Source organism: Alteromonas sp. MB-3u-76, assembly GCF_002831605.1.
GTDB lineage: Bacteria > Pseudomonadota > Gammaproteobacteria > Enterobacterales > Alteromonadaceae > Alteromonas > Alteromonas hispanica.
In genome coordinates, this window is sequence record NZ_CP025115.1 from 32,045 (window position 1) to 47,314 (window position 15,270).

At 45.0% G+C, this 15,270-nt stretch carries 7 protein-coding genes and 3 rRNA genes; 3 read left to right on the forward strand and 7 right to left on the reverse strand.

What is annotated here, in order from left to right; translation table 11 throughout:
• Positions 1-484 precede the first annotated feature (484 nt).
• The 3 genes from CW735_RS00160 (at position 485) to rrf (ending at position 5,690) form a co-directional block, all read left to right on the forward strand.
• Positions 485-2,017: ribosomal RNA gene (locus CW735_RS00160) — 16S ribosomal RNA — on the forward strand.
• Positions 2,018-2,348: 331 nt separating this feature from the next.
• Positions 2,349-5,358, forward strand: a 23S ribosomal RNA gene (locus CW735_RS00165).
• 216 nt (positions 5,359-5,574) lie between these two features.
• A 5S ribosomal RNA gene (gene rrf / locus CW735_RS00170) occupies positions 5,575-5,690 on the forward strand.
• Together the 16S, 23S and 5S rRNA genes form the textbook arrangement of a ribosomal RNA operon.
• 202 nt (positions 5,691-5,892) lie before the next feature.
• Here rrf and CW735_RS00175 read toward each other — a convergent pair.
• The 7 genes from CW735_RS00175 to CW735_RS00205 form a co-directional block, all read right to left on the reverse strand.
• Positions 5,893-6,432, reverse strand: coding sequence for an acyloxyacyl hydrolase (locus tag CW735_RS00175; RefSeq protein WP_071978161.1), 540 nt, complete (start codon positions 6,430-6,432; stop codon positions 5,893-5,895).
• Positions 6,433-6,612: 180 nt separating this feature from the next.
• Positions 6,613-7,437, reverse strand: coding sequence for a transporter substrate-binding domain-containing protein (locus CW735_RS00180; RefSeq protein ID WP_232230530.1), 825 nt, complete (start codon positions 7,435-7,437; stop codon positions 6,613-6,615).
• 65 nt (positions 7,438-7,502) lie between these two features.
• A complete protein-coding gene (locus tag CW735_RS00185) occupies positions 7,503-10,619 on the reverse strand; it encodes an error-prone DNA polymerase (RefSeq protein ID WP_071981072.1) in 3,117 nt (1,038 codons plus the stop codon).
• Positions 10,620-10,626: 7 nt separating this feature from the next.
• Positions 10,627-12,048, reverse strand: a complete 1,422-nt coding sequence (locus CW735_RS00190) for a Y-family DNA polymerase (RefSeq protein WP_071978162.1) — start codon at positions 12,046-12,048, stop codon at positions 10,627-10,629.
• A gap of 2 nt (positions 12,049-12,050) precedes the next feature.
• Positions 12,051-12,746: a translesion DNA synthesis-associated protein ImuA gene (gene imuA / locus CW735_RS00195; protein WP_071978163.1), complete on the reverse strand. Its 696-nt coding sequence runs from the start codon at positions 12,744-12,746 to the stop codon at positions 12,051-12,053.
• A 256-nt stretch (positions 12,747-13,002) separates the two neighbouring features.
• On the reverse strand, positions 13,003-13,515 hold the full coding sequence (locus CW735_RS00200) for a hypothetical protein (RefSeq protein WP_071978164.1): 513 nt from the start codon (positions 13,513-13,515) through the stop codon (positions 13,003-13,005).
• A complete protein-coding gene (locus CW735_RS00205; RefSeq protein ID WP_071978165.1) occupies positions 13,512-15,269 on the reverse strand; it encodes a DUF885 domain-containing protein in 1,758 nt (585 codons plus the stop codon). The genes CW735_RS00200 and CW735_RS00205 overlap by 4 nt, the downstream gene beginning before the upstream one ends.
• Position 15,270 lies beyond the last annotated feature (1 nt).

The window sequence follows — 15,270 nt, forward strand, 5'->3', positions numbered from 1 at the left end:
AAGAGGCTTATGTTTTAAGTTAGCGAACCAAAATAGTAATGCTAAGTCTCATACGAACAGCCAATTATCAACAAAAATAGTTTGATTATTGTTCGTTGTGTAGGATATTTAAGCGAAAAACCGAAATATGACACTTTTTTTAAAATACTTGTTGACGTGAGCGCTCAGATCCCTAAAATGCGCATCCGCTTCGGGGGAAAAGCCAAACGGCAGACACCGCGAAGTTAGTCTCTACTACCTTTGTAAGGCAGTAAAGACGGGAGTTTCGAAGTTAGCTTTAAGAAAATAAATTTTCAAAAGGTGTTGACAGTAAAAACTTCCAGCGTATAATGCGCACCTCACTCGAACAGGGTGAGTCACCAAGAAGCAACGGCTTACGGTGAGATAGCGACGAAGTCGCTATGTTCTTTAACAATTTAGACAAGACAATCTGTGTGGGCACTCGTTAAGAGTGTCTATACGACGATTCATAATTCGATATATTTAATTGAAGAGTTTGATCATGGCTCAGATTGAACGCTGGCGGCAGGCCTAACACATGCAAGTCGAACGGTAGCAGGATGTGCTTGCACATCGCTGACGAGTGGCGGACGGGTGAGTAATGCTTGGGAACTTGCCTTTGCGAGGGGGATAACAGTTGGAAACGACTGCTAATACCGCATAACGTCTACGGACCAAACGGGGCTTAGGCTCCGGCGCAGAGAGAGGCCCAAGTGAGATTAGCTAGTTGGTGAGGTAAAGGCTCACCAAGGCGACGATCTCTAGCTGTTCTGAGAGGAAGATCAGCCACACTGGGACTGAGACACGGCCCAGACTCCTACGGGAGGCAGCAGTGGGGAATATTGCACAATGGGGGAAACCCTGATGCAGCCATGCCGCGTGTGTGAAGAAGGCCTTCGGGTTGTAAAGCACTTTCAGTTGTGAGGAAAAGTGAGTAGTTAATACCTGCTCACCGTGACGTTAGCAACAGAAGAAGCACCGGCTAACTCCGTGCCAGCAGCCGCGGTAATACGGAGGGTGCGAGCGTTAATCGGAATTACTGGGCGTAAAGCGCACGCAGGCGGTTTGTTAAGCTAGATGTGAAAGCCCCGGGCTCAACCTGGGACGGTCATTTAGAACTGGCAGACTAGAGTCTTGGAGAGGGGAGTGGAATTCCAGGTGTAGCGGTGAAATGCGTAGATATCTGGAGGAACATCAGTGGCGAAGGCGACTCCCTGGCCAAAGACTGACGCTCATGTGCGAAAGTGTGGGTAGCGAACAGGATTAGATACCCTGGTAGTCCACACCGTAAACGCTGTCTACTAGCTGTTTGTGACTTTAAGTCGTGAGTAGCGAAGCTAACGCGATAAGTAGACCGCCTGGGGAGTACGGCCGCAAGGTTAAAACTCAAATGAATTGACGGGGGCCCGCACAAGCGGTGGAGCATGTGGTTTAATTCGATGCAACGCGAAGAACCTTACCTACACTTGACATGCAGAGAACTTTCCAGAGATGGATTGGTGCCTTCGGGAACTCTGACACAGGTGCTGCATGGCTGTCGTCAGCTCGTGTCGTGAGATGTTGGGTTAAGTCCCGCAACGAGCGCAACCCTTGTCCTTAGTTGCCAGCATTTAGTTGGGCACTCTAAGGAGACTGCCGGTGACAAACCGGAGGAAGGTGGGGACGACGTCAAGTCATCATGGCCCTTACGTGTAGGGCTACACACGTGCTACAATGGCATTTACAGAGGGAAGCGAGACAGTGATGTGGAGCGGACCCCTTAAAGAATGTCGTAGTCCGGATTGGAGTCTGCAACTCGACTCCATGAAGTCGGAATCGCTAGTAATCGCAAGTCAGAATATTGCGGTGAATACGTTCCCGGGCCTTGTACACACCGCCCGTCACACCATGGGAGTGGGATGCAAAAGAAGTAGTTAGTTTAACCTTCGGGAGAACGATTACCACTTTGTGTTTCATGACTGGGGTGAAGTCGTAACAAGGTAACCCTAGGGGAACCTGGGGTTGGATCACCTCCTTACCAAAAACGTCGAAAGACGCCTTGATGCAGTGCCTACACAGATTGTTTTGTTCGTTAGAACAAGATTATGTTCTTTAACAATTTGGAAAGCTGATATTAATAGTAATCAATCAGAAGAGTAATTGAGAAGTCGAAAGACGCACTTTTTACTCTACTTGACTTGAATTGCTTGTTATCTAAAAGCGCTGAAAAGCGTGCCAATCGGCAAGCCGATTAGCAAGAAGATAGCAAGGCAATTCTTCCGATTAGCTTGTCATGCATACAACATTACCCTTGTCCGATTTCAAAAGGCGGACATGAGGCCGATACTCAAGGCTTTTTAGGGTTGTATGGTTAAGTGACGAAGCGTATACGGTGGATGCCTTGGCAGTTAGAGGCGATGAAGGACGTGTAAGTCTGCGAAAAGCTGTGGTGAGCCGACAAAATGCATTTGAGCCACAGATGTCCGAATGGGGAAACCCACCTGTTTACAGGTATCGTTACATGAATACATAGTGTAACGAGGCGAACGAGGGGAACTGAAACATCTAAGTACCCTTAGGAAAAGAAATCAATTGAGATTCCCCTAGTAGCGGCGAGCGAACGGGGAGCAGCCCTTAAGCTGTTTAGTGTGTAGTGGAATCCTTTGGGAAGAGGAGCGATACAGGGTGATAGCCCCGTACACGTAGCGTGCTTTACAGTGAAATCGAGTAGGTCGGGACACGTGTTATCTTGACTGAATATGGGGGGACCATCCTCCAAGGCTAAATACTCCTAACTGACCGATAGTGAACCAGTACCGTGAGGGAAAGGCGAAAAGAACCCCTGTGAGGGGAGTGAAATAGAACCTGAAACCGTATACGTACAAGCAGTGGGAGCCCCATCACTAAGTGCCTTTAGTGATGTGACTCACAAAGCATAATAGCCAGTTTGATTTAACGTCAACGTTGACCTGCGAAGCAGCCAACGGTAAACCGCAAAAAATCAAGCAGGGTGCTTAGTGATGGGGTGACTGCGTACCTTTTGTATAATGGGTCAGCGACTTATATTTAGTAGCAAGGTTAAGCGAATAGCGGAGCCGTAGCGAAAGCGAGTGTTAACTGCGCGTTGAGTTGCTAGGTATAGACCCGAAACCCGGTGATCTAGCCATGGGCAGGTTGAAGGTTGAGTAACATCAACTGGAGGACCGAACCGACTGACGTTGAAAAGTCAGCGGATGACTTGTGGCTGGGGGTGAAAGGCCAATCAAACCGGGAGATAGCTGGTTCTCCCCGAAATCTATTTAGGTAGAGCCTCGGACGAATTCCATTGGGGGTAGAGCACTGTTAAGGCTAGGGGGTCATCCCGACTTACCAACCCTTTGCAAACTCCGAATACCAATGAGAACTATCCGGGAGACACACGGCGGGTGCTAACGTCCGTCGTGGAGAGGGAAACAACCCAGACCGCCAGCTAAGGTCCCAAAATATTGCTAAGTGGGAAACGATGTGGGAAGGCATAGACAGCTAGGAGGTTGGCTTAGAAGCAGCCACCCTTTAAAGAAAGCGTAATAGCTCACTAGTCGAGTCGGCCTGCGCGGAAGATGTAACGGGGCTAAGCAATATACCGAAGCTGCGGCAGCACAGTTTACTGTGCTGGGTAGGGGAGCGTTGTGTAAGTGGATGAAGGTGAGTTGTAAAGCTTGCTGGACATATCACAAGTGCGAATGCTGACATGAGTAACGATAATGGGAGTGAAAAACTCCCACGCCGGAAGACCAAGGTTTCCTGTCCCATGCTAATCAGGGCAGGGTAAGTCGGCCCCTAAGGCGAGGCAGAAATGCGTAGTCGATGGGAAACGGATTAATATTTCCGTACTTGTATAATCAGTGATGGAGGGACGGAGAAGGCTAGGCAAGCTTGGCGTTGGTTGTCCAAGTGAAAGTGAGTAGGCTGCGTATTTAGGTAAATCCGGATACGCTCTTTAAAAGAGAAAGGCCGAGACACGAGACGAGCTCCCAAGGGAGTGAAGTTGTTGATGCCCTGCTTCCAGGAAAAGCTTCTAAACTTATGATTATATGAACCGTACCCCAAACCGACACAGGTGGTCAGGTAGAGAATACTAAGGCGCTTGAGAGAACTCGGGTGAAGGAACTCGGCAAAATTGTACCGTAACTTCGGGAGAAGGTACGCCTCTGTTTGTGAACACTTCGCGTGGTAAGCAAATGGAGGCCGCAGTGACCAGGTGGCTGGGACTGTTTATTAAAAACACAGCACTCTGCAAACTCGTAAGAGGACGTATAGGGTGTGACACCTGCCCGGTGCCGGAAGGTTAATTGATGGGGTTAGCGTAAGCGAAGCTCTTGATCGAAGCCCCGGTAAACGGCGGCCGTAACTATAACGGTCCTAAGGTAGCGAAATTCCTTGTCGGGTAAGTTCCGACCTGCACGAATGGTGTAACCATGGCCACGCTGTCTCCACCCGAGACTCAGTGAAATTGAAATCGCAGTGAAGATGCTGTGTACCCGCACCTAGACGGAAAGACCCCGTGAACCTTTACTACAGCTTGGCACTGAACATTGAACCTACATGTGTAGGATAGGTGGGAGGCTTCGAAGCACAGTCGCTAGATTGTGTGGAGCCGTCCTTGAAATACCACCCTTGTATGTTTGATGTTCTAACATTGGTCCCTTATCGGGATTGTGGACAGTGTCTGGTGGGTAGTTTGACTGGGGCGGTCTCCTCCCAAATAGTAACGGAGGAGCACGAAGGTTAGCTAATCACGGTCGGACATCGTGAGGTTAGTGCAATGGCATAAGCTAGCTTAACTGCGAGACAGACACGTCGAGCAGGTACGAAAGTAGGTCATAGTGATCCGGTGGTTCTGTATGGAAGGGCCATCGCTCAACGGATAAAAGGTACTCCGGGGATAACAGGCTGATACCGCCCAAGAGTTCATATCGACGGCGGTGTTTGGCACCTCGATGTCGGCTCATCACATCCTGGGGCTGAAGTCGGTCCCAAGGGTATGGCTGTTCGCCATTTAAAGTGGTACGCGAGCTGGGTTTAGAACGTCGTGAGACAGTTCGGTCCCTATCTGGTGTGGGCGTTGGATGATTGATGGGAGCTGCTCCTAGTACGAGAGGACCGGAGTGGACGAACCGCTGGTGTTCGGGTTGTCATGCCAATGGCATTGCCCGGTAGCTACGTTCGGAACGGATAACCGCTGAAAGCATCTAAGCGGGAAGCCGGCCCAAAGATGAGTCATCCCTGACCTTTAAGGTCTGGAAGGGTTGTTATAGACGATGACGTTGATAGGCAGGGTGTGGAAGCGTTGTAAGGCGTTAAGCTAACCTGTACTAATTGCCCGAGAGGCTTAACCATACAACGCCTAAAAGGCTTCGAAGAGAAGTTGGCGTTGTAAGCAAATTGATAAGCAAATCGATAGGATGTGACAAACAACACTATGTACTGTTGGTCCTCCTTGCGCAAAAGTCATGATAAAAAGCAATCATGATTTTGCACTACAAGTAGAGTGAAAAGTAAGTTACTCACTGATTGAATTAATATCAAACTTTCCTAAATTGTTATCAGTTTTATCCTGGCAGCCATAGCGATACGGTACCACCTGACTCCATTCCGAACTCAGAAGTGAAACGTATTAGCGCCGATGGTAGTGTGGGGTCTCCCCATGTGAGAGTAGGACACTGCCAGGTCCCATTAAGAAAAACCCGCCTAACGGCGGGTTTTTTGCTTTCTAGCATCCCAAAAATCATAAACGGGGTCAGATCCACATTAAGCACTCCTTCACAGCCTAGCGATACCCTCCTTAGAGACTTAAAGTGATGCTAGCCCACGCTAGAGCCTACCTCCTAACAGGTAAGTGTGCTAATGCGGATCTGACCCTCTTTATCAATTCTAAAAATGGTATGCGTAAGAGAGGTTAAGAAAGTCCAGACCTGGATTGTCACTGTTTAACCCGCCATTTGAAAAGTGCATGTATCTGATTGCAACATCTTGGCTTTCATCTAGTTCCATGAGAAGCCCTAGCCTGTCTTCAAATTGGTAATTTGACCCAATATCTTTACCAGCGACTTCCTGATCCCCAATATAGCTAGCGCCAATGCCTGCTTCTAGGTAAAGAGGATACTTATCAGCAATGTCCGTTATTTGTTTCATGAAAACTGGGGTAATAGATACTGCATAGCTGGTGCTTCTTGTATTGGTCTCACCGTACTCCCACACTACAGCACTGGCTTCCCAATATAATTTGATGTCGCCAAACCATGATGTGGCGATATCTTGAGTGATAGGGCGATAAGCAAATCTAACACCGTCAATGCCGTCGAAGCCATGCATGTAGTCAGCACTAACTGTTTGTTTTGCACAAAGTGGCGCAGCGTTTAATAGTAGAGTAGAGAAAAGCGAAAAATAGAATAACGGTGAATGACGTTTCATAGGAACTCCTTAATTATAAGAAGTGTAAGCAAGATAGCTTCCAAAATTAAACCCTCATAAAATCAGAGGTTTAGGTCTTTTCGAGTTGGAGTCTAAATATGCAGTGAAGTGTAATTTACTGATCAATATGCAGTTTTTACACGTGGTAACGTGAAGTTTTTGAGTGTAGGTTTTAAAGAGCTAATTGTTGGCAGGAGCCTCTTTTAACCATACCTCATCAGGCGCTAAGCCTTGCTCACGCATCAAAATAGGATATAGCTCGGAGAGGTAAGCGATTTCGTACTTTTCAATAATGCTCGCAATCAGCGTTGGGTTAGTTGCAATAAAAGTATTTAATTCATCAATGACTTTCTTGTTATTAAGAGTGGATAGAGAAAAAGGAACTTCATTATGTGGAAGTGTGAGATCTAAAGTGATGTCATCATATCGAGACAGGCGACTAATAGAGTGGCGAGCCACGTTGTATTCTAAATCTAGCGCATCAACTCTTTCTTGTTGCAGCAAAGCTAACCCTTGTGGAATATCCTGAACAGCGGTTAGTTGCGTATCACCGTTATTAATTCTCTGCTGCCAGTTAACTGGAGTAAACCCAAGGGGCATGGCAAGTTGCTTAATAGAATCTATCCCTTTACCGGCCTTGCCTTTTTTTACCATAGTGCCTGTTACGGTATAAGTTAACGGCAACGAAAAAGTTTTATCGTCGGTGTTGGTTATACTGTTATACCACCTTGGGTTGTCTGGGTAGACAAAATCGATATTGCCTTTGGCTAGTTCCATCTGAAGCCGTCTTATGGGCAAGCTTACATAAATAAATTCATGGTCTGATGCTTCAGAAAAAGCTTCTAAAATTGCCCAGCCAACGCCTTTATCAACATCAGACTCAAAATCATAATGAGGAAAATAAGTTAAGTTTTGTGCTCCAACAATAAAGCGCTCGGCTAGTGCGTAAGATGAGCATAATAAACCGCATATGATAAAAAGGCTTGCTGCTATCCGTTGCTTCATTTAACACTCCAGAATGAAAATACTTGTATGGCACGTCAGCATATCTATAACTAAAATAACCCATCTTAATGAAAATCTCGAGATGGAATAGCGATTGTTTCCAGCCAAGGTGTTCTATCAATAAGCTTACCGGCAATAACATGTATAACGCCCTCTTTAGAATGCTCAACAATACCGTTAACTTGTAGAAGCTTCGCTTTTAAAAACACCTGTTGCTGAGCTCTGGCTGTTGCTTGCCACACTACTACGTTTATATTGCCAGTGTCATCTTCAAGGGTAAGAAAGGTAACACCTGAAGCTGTGCCAGGCGCTTGTCTTCCAGTAACGGCACCAAGAATACTTACTACCGATCTGTTGTGTTTGCCTGCAAGAGCGTTAGCCCAACTGATACGGCTAAGATCTTTCGCCTGCCTCAGTAAGGATATAGGGTGTCTGCTAACCGATAATCCCGTTGAGGCATAGTCTTCAAGTAGGTTCTGCGCTTCTGAGGGAGCATGACCCAGCAGCGGTTTTTCAACTTTGCTGTTATCATAAACGCTATCAATTTCTTGATAACAAGTGTCGCCATCAAAAAGTGGCAGGCTACCTTGGCTGTCCATCATTTGCCAACGAGTTTCGTATCTATTGCCAGATATCAAACGAAACGCATCAGCGCTTGCTAGCGCCTCAAGCTCATTACTGCGTAAGTTTAACTGCCGAACTTGGTTTACCGTGGAAAACCCCTTTTTAGGCCGCTGCTGCACTACGATTTCTGCGCTTTCTTTACTTAATCCTTTAACGAGTATGAGGCCAAGTTGTAACTGCTTTTGGCCGTTTTCTACTACCATAAGATGCTCTACAGCAGAGTTATTAATACAAGGAGGGTAAACGGTAATACCGTGGCGTTTTGCGTCTTGTACTAACTGAGATGGAGTGTAAAACCCCATTGGCCAACTATTGAGAAGTGCAGTATAGAACTCTACTGGGAAATAAAACTTTAACCAACAAGAAACATACGCAAGCACAGCAAATGAAGCTGAGTGAGATTCTGGAAACCCATAACCAGCAAAGCCTTTAATCTGCTCAAAAAGGTTATGTGCAAAGCCGCTATCGTAGCCTTTATCCGTCATACCTTTGATTAATTTATCTCTGAACTCAAAAATACGACCATCTTTTTTCCAGCTTGCCATCGCTCTTCGCAATTGGTCTGCTTCTCCACCGCTAAACCCAGCGGCTACCATAGCAAGCTGAATAACCTGCTCCTGAAAAATAGGAACGCCCATGGTTCGCGATAATACTTTCTCAACGTCCTTTGATGGGTAACTAACAACTTCGTTGCCATGGCGCCTAATGAGGTAAGGGTGCACCATATCGCCTTGAATGGGACCTGGCCTGACAATGGCTATTTGCACAACAAGATCGTAATACTTACGTGGCTTTAGTCGCGGTAGCATCGACATTTGAGCACGAGACTCGATTTGAAATACGCCTACCGTATCGGCTTGGCAAATCATATCAAAAACCTGTTTGTCGTCGCCTAATTTAGTAATAAAAGGAATACTCACTTCCACAGGGAATTGCTTATTAATGAGTTCAAATGTGCGTCGTATCGCGCTGAGCATTCCCAGCGCGAGTACATCTACTTTAAGCAAGCCAAGGGCTTCTATATCGTCCTTGTCCCATTGAATAATTGTTCGCTCTGGCATAGCCGCATTTTCAACGGGAACAAGTTCATAGAGAGGGCCGGCGCTAATAACAAAGCCTCCCACGTGTTGTGATAGGTGCCTAGGTGTACCTAGTAGTTGTTCAGTTAAATTTATAAGAAGGCTAACCCGTTTGTTGCTTGGGTCTAGACCGAGACCGCTGAGTTGCGATTTCCATGGAATAACTCGGTCACGACGATTTATTTGTTTAATAACGAAGTCGAGCTGTGACTCACTAAATCCCAACGCTTTGCCGACATCTTTAAATGCCGACTTAAAGCGATAACAAATAACAGTTGCGGCAATCGCGGTACGTTCTCTACCGTACTTACGAAAGATGTATTGAATGATTTCTTCTCGTCGTTGATGTTCAAAGTCCACGTCAATGTCAGGCGGTTCGTTACGTTCTTTAGAGATAAATCGCTCGAACAAAACGTTAATTTGGCGTGGGTCTACGGCGGTAATTTCAAGGCAATAACACACGACAGAGTTAGCAGCAGAGCCTCGACCTTGATATAAGATACCCTGTTGCTTAGCAAACTGAACAATATCGTAGATAGTTAAGAAAAAGTATTCATACTCTTGCTCTTTAATTAATACCAGCTCTTTTTCTATGATGGCGCTTATTTCAGGAGGTAAACCATCGGGAAAGCGTCGTTTAATGCCTTTTTCAACACACACTCGTAGGTACGATGTTGGCGTGTAACCGGAAGGTACAAGTTCTGCTGGATATTGATAACACAACTCACTGAGGCAAAAACTACATTGCGACGCTAAGTTATTAGTATTAAGGATCCACTTTTCTGGATACAGCTTTTTAATTTTTTGTGTTGTCCGCAAGCTTCGCTCGGCATTACTTAATGCAGCGCGGCCTATATCATCAATGCGAGTATGCACTCGTGTTGCATGTAAAACGTGCTGTGATGGTAAGCACTCACTGTGGTGCATGAGTACACCAGTACAGGCTATAACTGGGAGTTCGTAGGTAGTTTGCAGGTAGTTGTAATTTTCAAATCTGTGGTGATCACTACCATCAAGAAGTCGCTGAGCACCAATATACACATTAATCGCCGACTGTTTAGCCAGCCATATTGCCCAGCGGTCGTCGTATTCTTTTTTCCCTGAAGGAAGCCAAATAAACTGACAGTGCTTTATCGTTCGCAAGTCCCACTCTGCCAGCTGATATTCACCTTTTTCGGAACGCCTACGTGCATTGGTAATTATTCGACATAACTCGCTGTAAGCTTCTTTATTTGGGCATAGCAAGACAAAAGAAAGTGAATCGTCGAATACAAAGTAGCTTCCGATAATTAGTTTAATAGGTAAGCGCTGATGATTTATTTCATCAAATGCGCGTACCACACCTGCCACCGAGCACTCATCAGTAATAGCAATGGCTTGATATCCTAAGAATGAAGCAGTCGTTACTAGCTCTGCAGGAGAAGAGGCCCCAGTGAGAAAGCTGTAGTGACTTTGACAAAAAAGTTCGCTGTAGTTCATAGGTGTATTAGCTAAATAAGCCTTGTGCCCACCACTTGCTTGCTTCATCTTTAAAGATAAGCATGCGTACGCCTTGCCGGGTTTGTGCGATAAAGTAATCGCGTTTATGCGGCGCATCGTGCCACCATTCACTGTGAAGCCTTACAGGGCCAAAACAAACCTGCGTAGACTGAGTAAGTGGTTTAGGTGCCTCGAAAAGAAAAGTAGGAACAATGTCTGATGAAAATACCGTCTCTTTTGTTAAACGAGGCCCGTTAGACATATATTCAAATTGATGCGTGTTTGAAATACTTGGTTTAAACGTGCACTTTTCACCGAGCTTTGCATTTAAACGCCCAATAAGTTGTTTTTGTGCCACATCATTAAAGCGGTTACTAAAGAAGTCCCCATTGTTATCGTCAATGGCTTCAAAGTTATCGCAACGCAGTGTCAGTGATACCGCGGGTTCGGGTAAAACTAGGTTTTCAATACGAAGTTTAAGTAAGGAAAGCCAGCTGTCGCTAGTACTCTGTGGTAGTGCAGACTTTATTTCGAGGTGATTCGACGGCTGATCTCTAAAAGCTATATGAAAACTAAGCGTAGATGTTTGTAAATTTCTAGCGCGTAAATAGTGTGCAAGATACTCCAGCAGCTTTTCCATAAAGGGAATAAGGTGTTGAGTGTTCTCAACATCGAAGGGTAGTAAGGCAAAGTGCTCAAAATGTTCCGCAGGACGAAAGAGTTTTACTCGGGGAAATACTTCTCCGCGTAAGGCGGTGAGATAAGTGATGGTATTGTTATCAAATCGCCTGCCTAACTCATGCACAGGCATAGCAAGTAACTGATGAACGCGGTGAATACCTACTCGGGTGAGCGCTTCTTTTGTTTTTTTATTTAACGCCGTTAAAGACAGCGGGCAGTGCGATAGCGATTGCCTTATATCATCGTGATTATCGTAATATCTATCAATGCCCTTTAAAGCAAGTACTTTAGCTGCCTCAATAGACCAGGCCGTAGCGAAATGGTAATGCACATTTGACTGCGAAAGTTCATGGGTTAGAGTGTTCCACAGTGCTTTGTGTCCACCATAATAATGCACCAAGTTATCAAGGCGAACAGCAAGCGTATTATGAGTATCTAACACAATGTCTGACGCTAAAGGGTACAAGCGGTGTGCTAACTGCGTCAGTGTGAGGTGCTCGTTGTCTACATTGAAAGGAATGATACATACGTGCGGGCACAAAGCTGCTGCCTGAGCTAGCCCGTGACCTATTTCAATACCTTGTTGTAAAGCGGCATGATTGCGTTGAACAACATGATTCGTTTTTTCGCAATAAACAATTACAGGTGAGGAAGGTATTTCTAGGTGAGCGCTATCAACAGGGCTAAGACCGCTCTCTTGGTGCGTATCTAGAGTAATTTGATAAAAATAAAGATATGCCCACAACATAGCTAGCTCACAGAGTGCAGAACGTGACGCTTCACTTTGTTATGTTCTAAAGCCCATTTGATTGCACGGTTATCCACCGTCCACTTGTTATGTATAACAATGTTATTTTTTGGCCAGCCTTGCCGCTGTTTTAACACATTAATTTCAAGGGCGTGCTCGCGGTAATGAAGGCATAAATCTAAGGAAATGGGCAGAGTCTGCGTTACGTCGTTGCTATTTTTATTCGGCGCAGTAAACAGTAAGCAGAGTGCATCATTATGTGTTGCGGCTACTTGCAGACGTCGGGCTTCTTTTGCCGTTACCGCGTTATTCCATACCACAACACAATGACAAGCCGTACTTTTTAAGCATTGTTCTGTAGCCCATAGCGACTCTTTTTCGGTATGCGGCTTAACAATTAATACTTGCTCAGCATTTATTCCAAATGCTTCCAACCACGGAGTTTGGACTCTGCCAGGCGGATTGATAAAAACAATCATCTTGTGGCTGCGGTGCTGACTTAATACTTGTTTAAACAGTGACAGTTCGCCAATACCTGTAAGCGTGCGTATGCGTACAACGCCAGATGGCGATACGCCGCCATTGAGTGCCTGATCGAGTTGATCATAGCCAAGTGAAAAACGTTCTTCACATTGGCTTTGCTCTCTTGCCCTCCATATGTGGGGATGGTTTTCTAATGCAGATACTGACTTATTCATAACACCAACAAAAACTGTATATATGTACAGTATTATAGAGAGAGGTATTGTCTTTTCAAGATAAACCGACGCTTCTGCGCATAACTTCACGCTAACATACTGATTATTTTGAAAAGAGAATGTATTAAATTTCTTTTTGAATTAGGTGTGATAAGCAAAAGGGCAAAACAAAAGGCAAAGCAGAATAAAAAACAAAAAAGCTGCCTAAACAGCAGCTTTCAATGAATAAGAATAGCAAATTACAGTGTTGAGGCAGTTACGATGCTTTCTGAGCTGGAACACTGTTCTCTGAAGCGTCGCCGCTTTTTGTTGTTGTAACAGCCTGACAAAAAGCAATAAAGCTATCCGCCGTATTTTTCGACCACAGCATTCTTAGGTTACTTGGTAACTCTTTTACTACCAACTGTATTCCCTCAAGCGATGGATCTTCGTCGGTTAACACTTTCTTGAGCGATTCTTCTAGCGTGTCACCTTTTTCACAGCAGTTCATTACAATGCTGGCAAAACATGTCATTAAGGGCAATAAGCTATTGTGCTGTTCTTGCGTAATAAGCCGACTTTTATATAGAGACTGCAACCGCTGCGTAAGGTTTTTTTCTAAAGCCTCGGTTACTAAAACTAAGTTTCGATAAGCGTAGTTGGCCTTGCTATTACTTTGCTTATTAGAATGACGAGAAAGCGTTAGTTCTTTTTGCAAGTTCTGTGTGCGAAGCACAAAGAAAATCAAAAGCAGCAGAAGTAAGCCAATAATACTAAAAGCAATAATCATATTTCCTTCGCCTTTTGTTCCTCAATAAACGCATCAATATTCTGTTCCAAAATGAAAAGAGGTACAGAGCCGTTCTCTAAAACAGCACGATGGAATTTTCGTACGTCGAAGTGCTCGCCCAATGCAGACTCTGCTTTTTGTCTTAAGGCTTTTATCTTTATCTCGCCTATTTTGTAAGACAAAGCTTGGGCTGGCCAGGAAATATAGCGGTCTATTTCGGTGTTAACGTTGTGCTCTGACAAAGCAGTATTTTCCATCATGTAATCTACCCCTTTCTGACGACTCCACCCCATGGTGTGCATACCTGTGTCGACAACTAAGCGACAGGCTCTCCACATTTCATAGCTCAAGCGACCAAAGTTATCGTAAGGGTCTTCGTAAATACCTGCTTCTATACCCAGAAACTCAGAATATAAGCCCCAGCCTTCACCAAATGCAGAAATGTATGTGTTACGGCGTACCATAGGAAGGTTTTCAAGCTCTGCTGCCAACGAAATTTGTAAGTGATGACCAGGTACGGCTTCGTGCAGCGTTAATGCAGGTAACGCATATAGTGGACGCTTATCAAGCGCATAAGTATTTACCCAATAATAGCCAGGCTCATCATCTCTGCTAGGATGAATGTATCTGCCGGTGGTGTATTTAGGAGCGATAGCATCTGGAACCGGTGCCACGCCATAAGGTGTTCTAGGCAGATACTCAAATAAAGACGGCAGTTTAGCGTCCATTTTCTTTGCAATGAACGAGGCTTCTTTTAATAACTCTTCTGCGCTGGTGGCGTAAAACTGCGGATCTTCACGTAAAAATGTGATGAATGCGTTTATTGAGCCGTCAAACTCCAAATCATCAACAATCTGCTGCATCTGGGCGCGAATTCTCGCTACCTCAGACAAACCAAGCTCATGGATTTCTTGAGGTGTCATATCGGTTGTTGTGTAGTGTTTCGCTCGGTTGGCATAGTACTCAACCCCGTTAGGCCATTTTTCCGCGGCTATAGTAGTACGTGACCCTGGAATGTATTCGTTAACCATAAAGTCATAAAATGCCTGATAAGCGGGCAGTACAAACTGACGTACTGCCTGCTGTCCTTGTTTTTCTAAAGATGCTTTCTCAGTGTCACTAAAGTAATCGGGGAACTGCATGAACGGAGAGTAGAAGCCACTGTCTTTTACATCATCAACTAAGTATGTCGAGATAGAGTTTTCAAAACCCTCAAGTACAACGCGTGGTTGAGTGTAGCCCTCTGACAGCGCTTGTTCCATATAAGCAATTTGCTGTTCGAAATAAGGCTTTAACCCTTGTAAGCGACTAATGTATGCCTTGTAATCTGTTACTCGCTTAAAAGTCGATAAGTTAGGCAGAGAGGCCATTGCACTATGGAATCCGTACTCTGAATTTATAGGAACAAGGTAATCGCGATACTTGTATTGGTCGATATAATTAGCCAAACGATATTGCTGCATCAGTAAAGCAATATAGGCTTCTTGAGTTAGGTTGTTCTCATTGTAATTAGCTAACTCGCTTTGATAATCCAGCCAATGCTTGTTTTGCTCTTCAAGTCCTTTGATGGATATATCTGGAAGGGCATGAGCAAGCTCAGTATTACCCTGACGAGAGGCAAGGAGTGGAGATACCGACAGTTCGTACTGCCAGATATCATCAAGTAAGGCATACAGGCTTTTGTCATCGTATGTTTTTGCCGAAATACCTAAGCTGAAAATAACAAGTGTCGCGGCTATTAAAAAGCGATACATA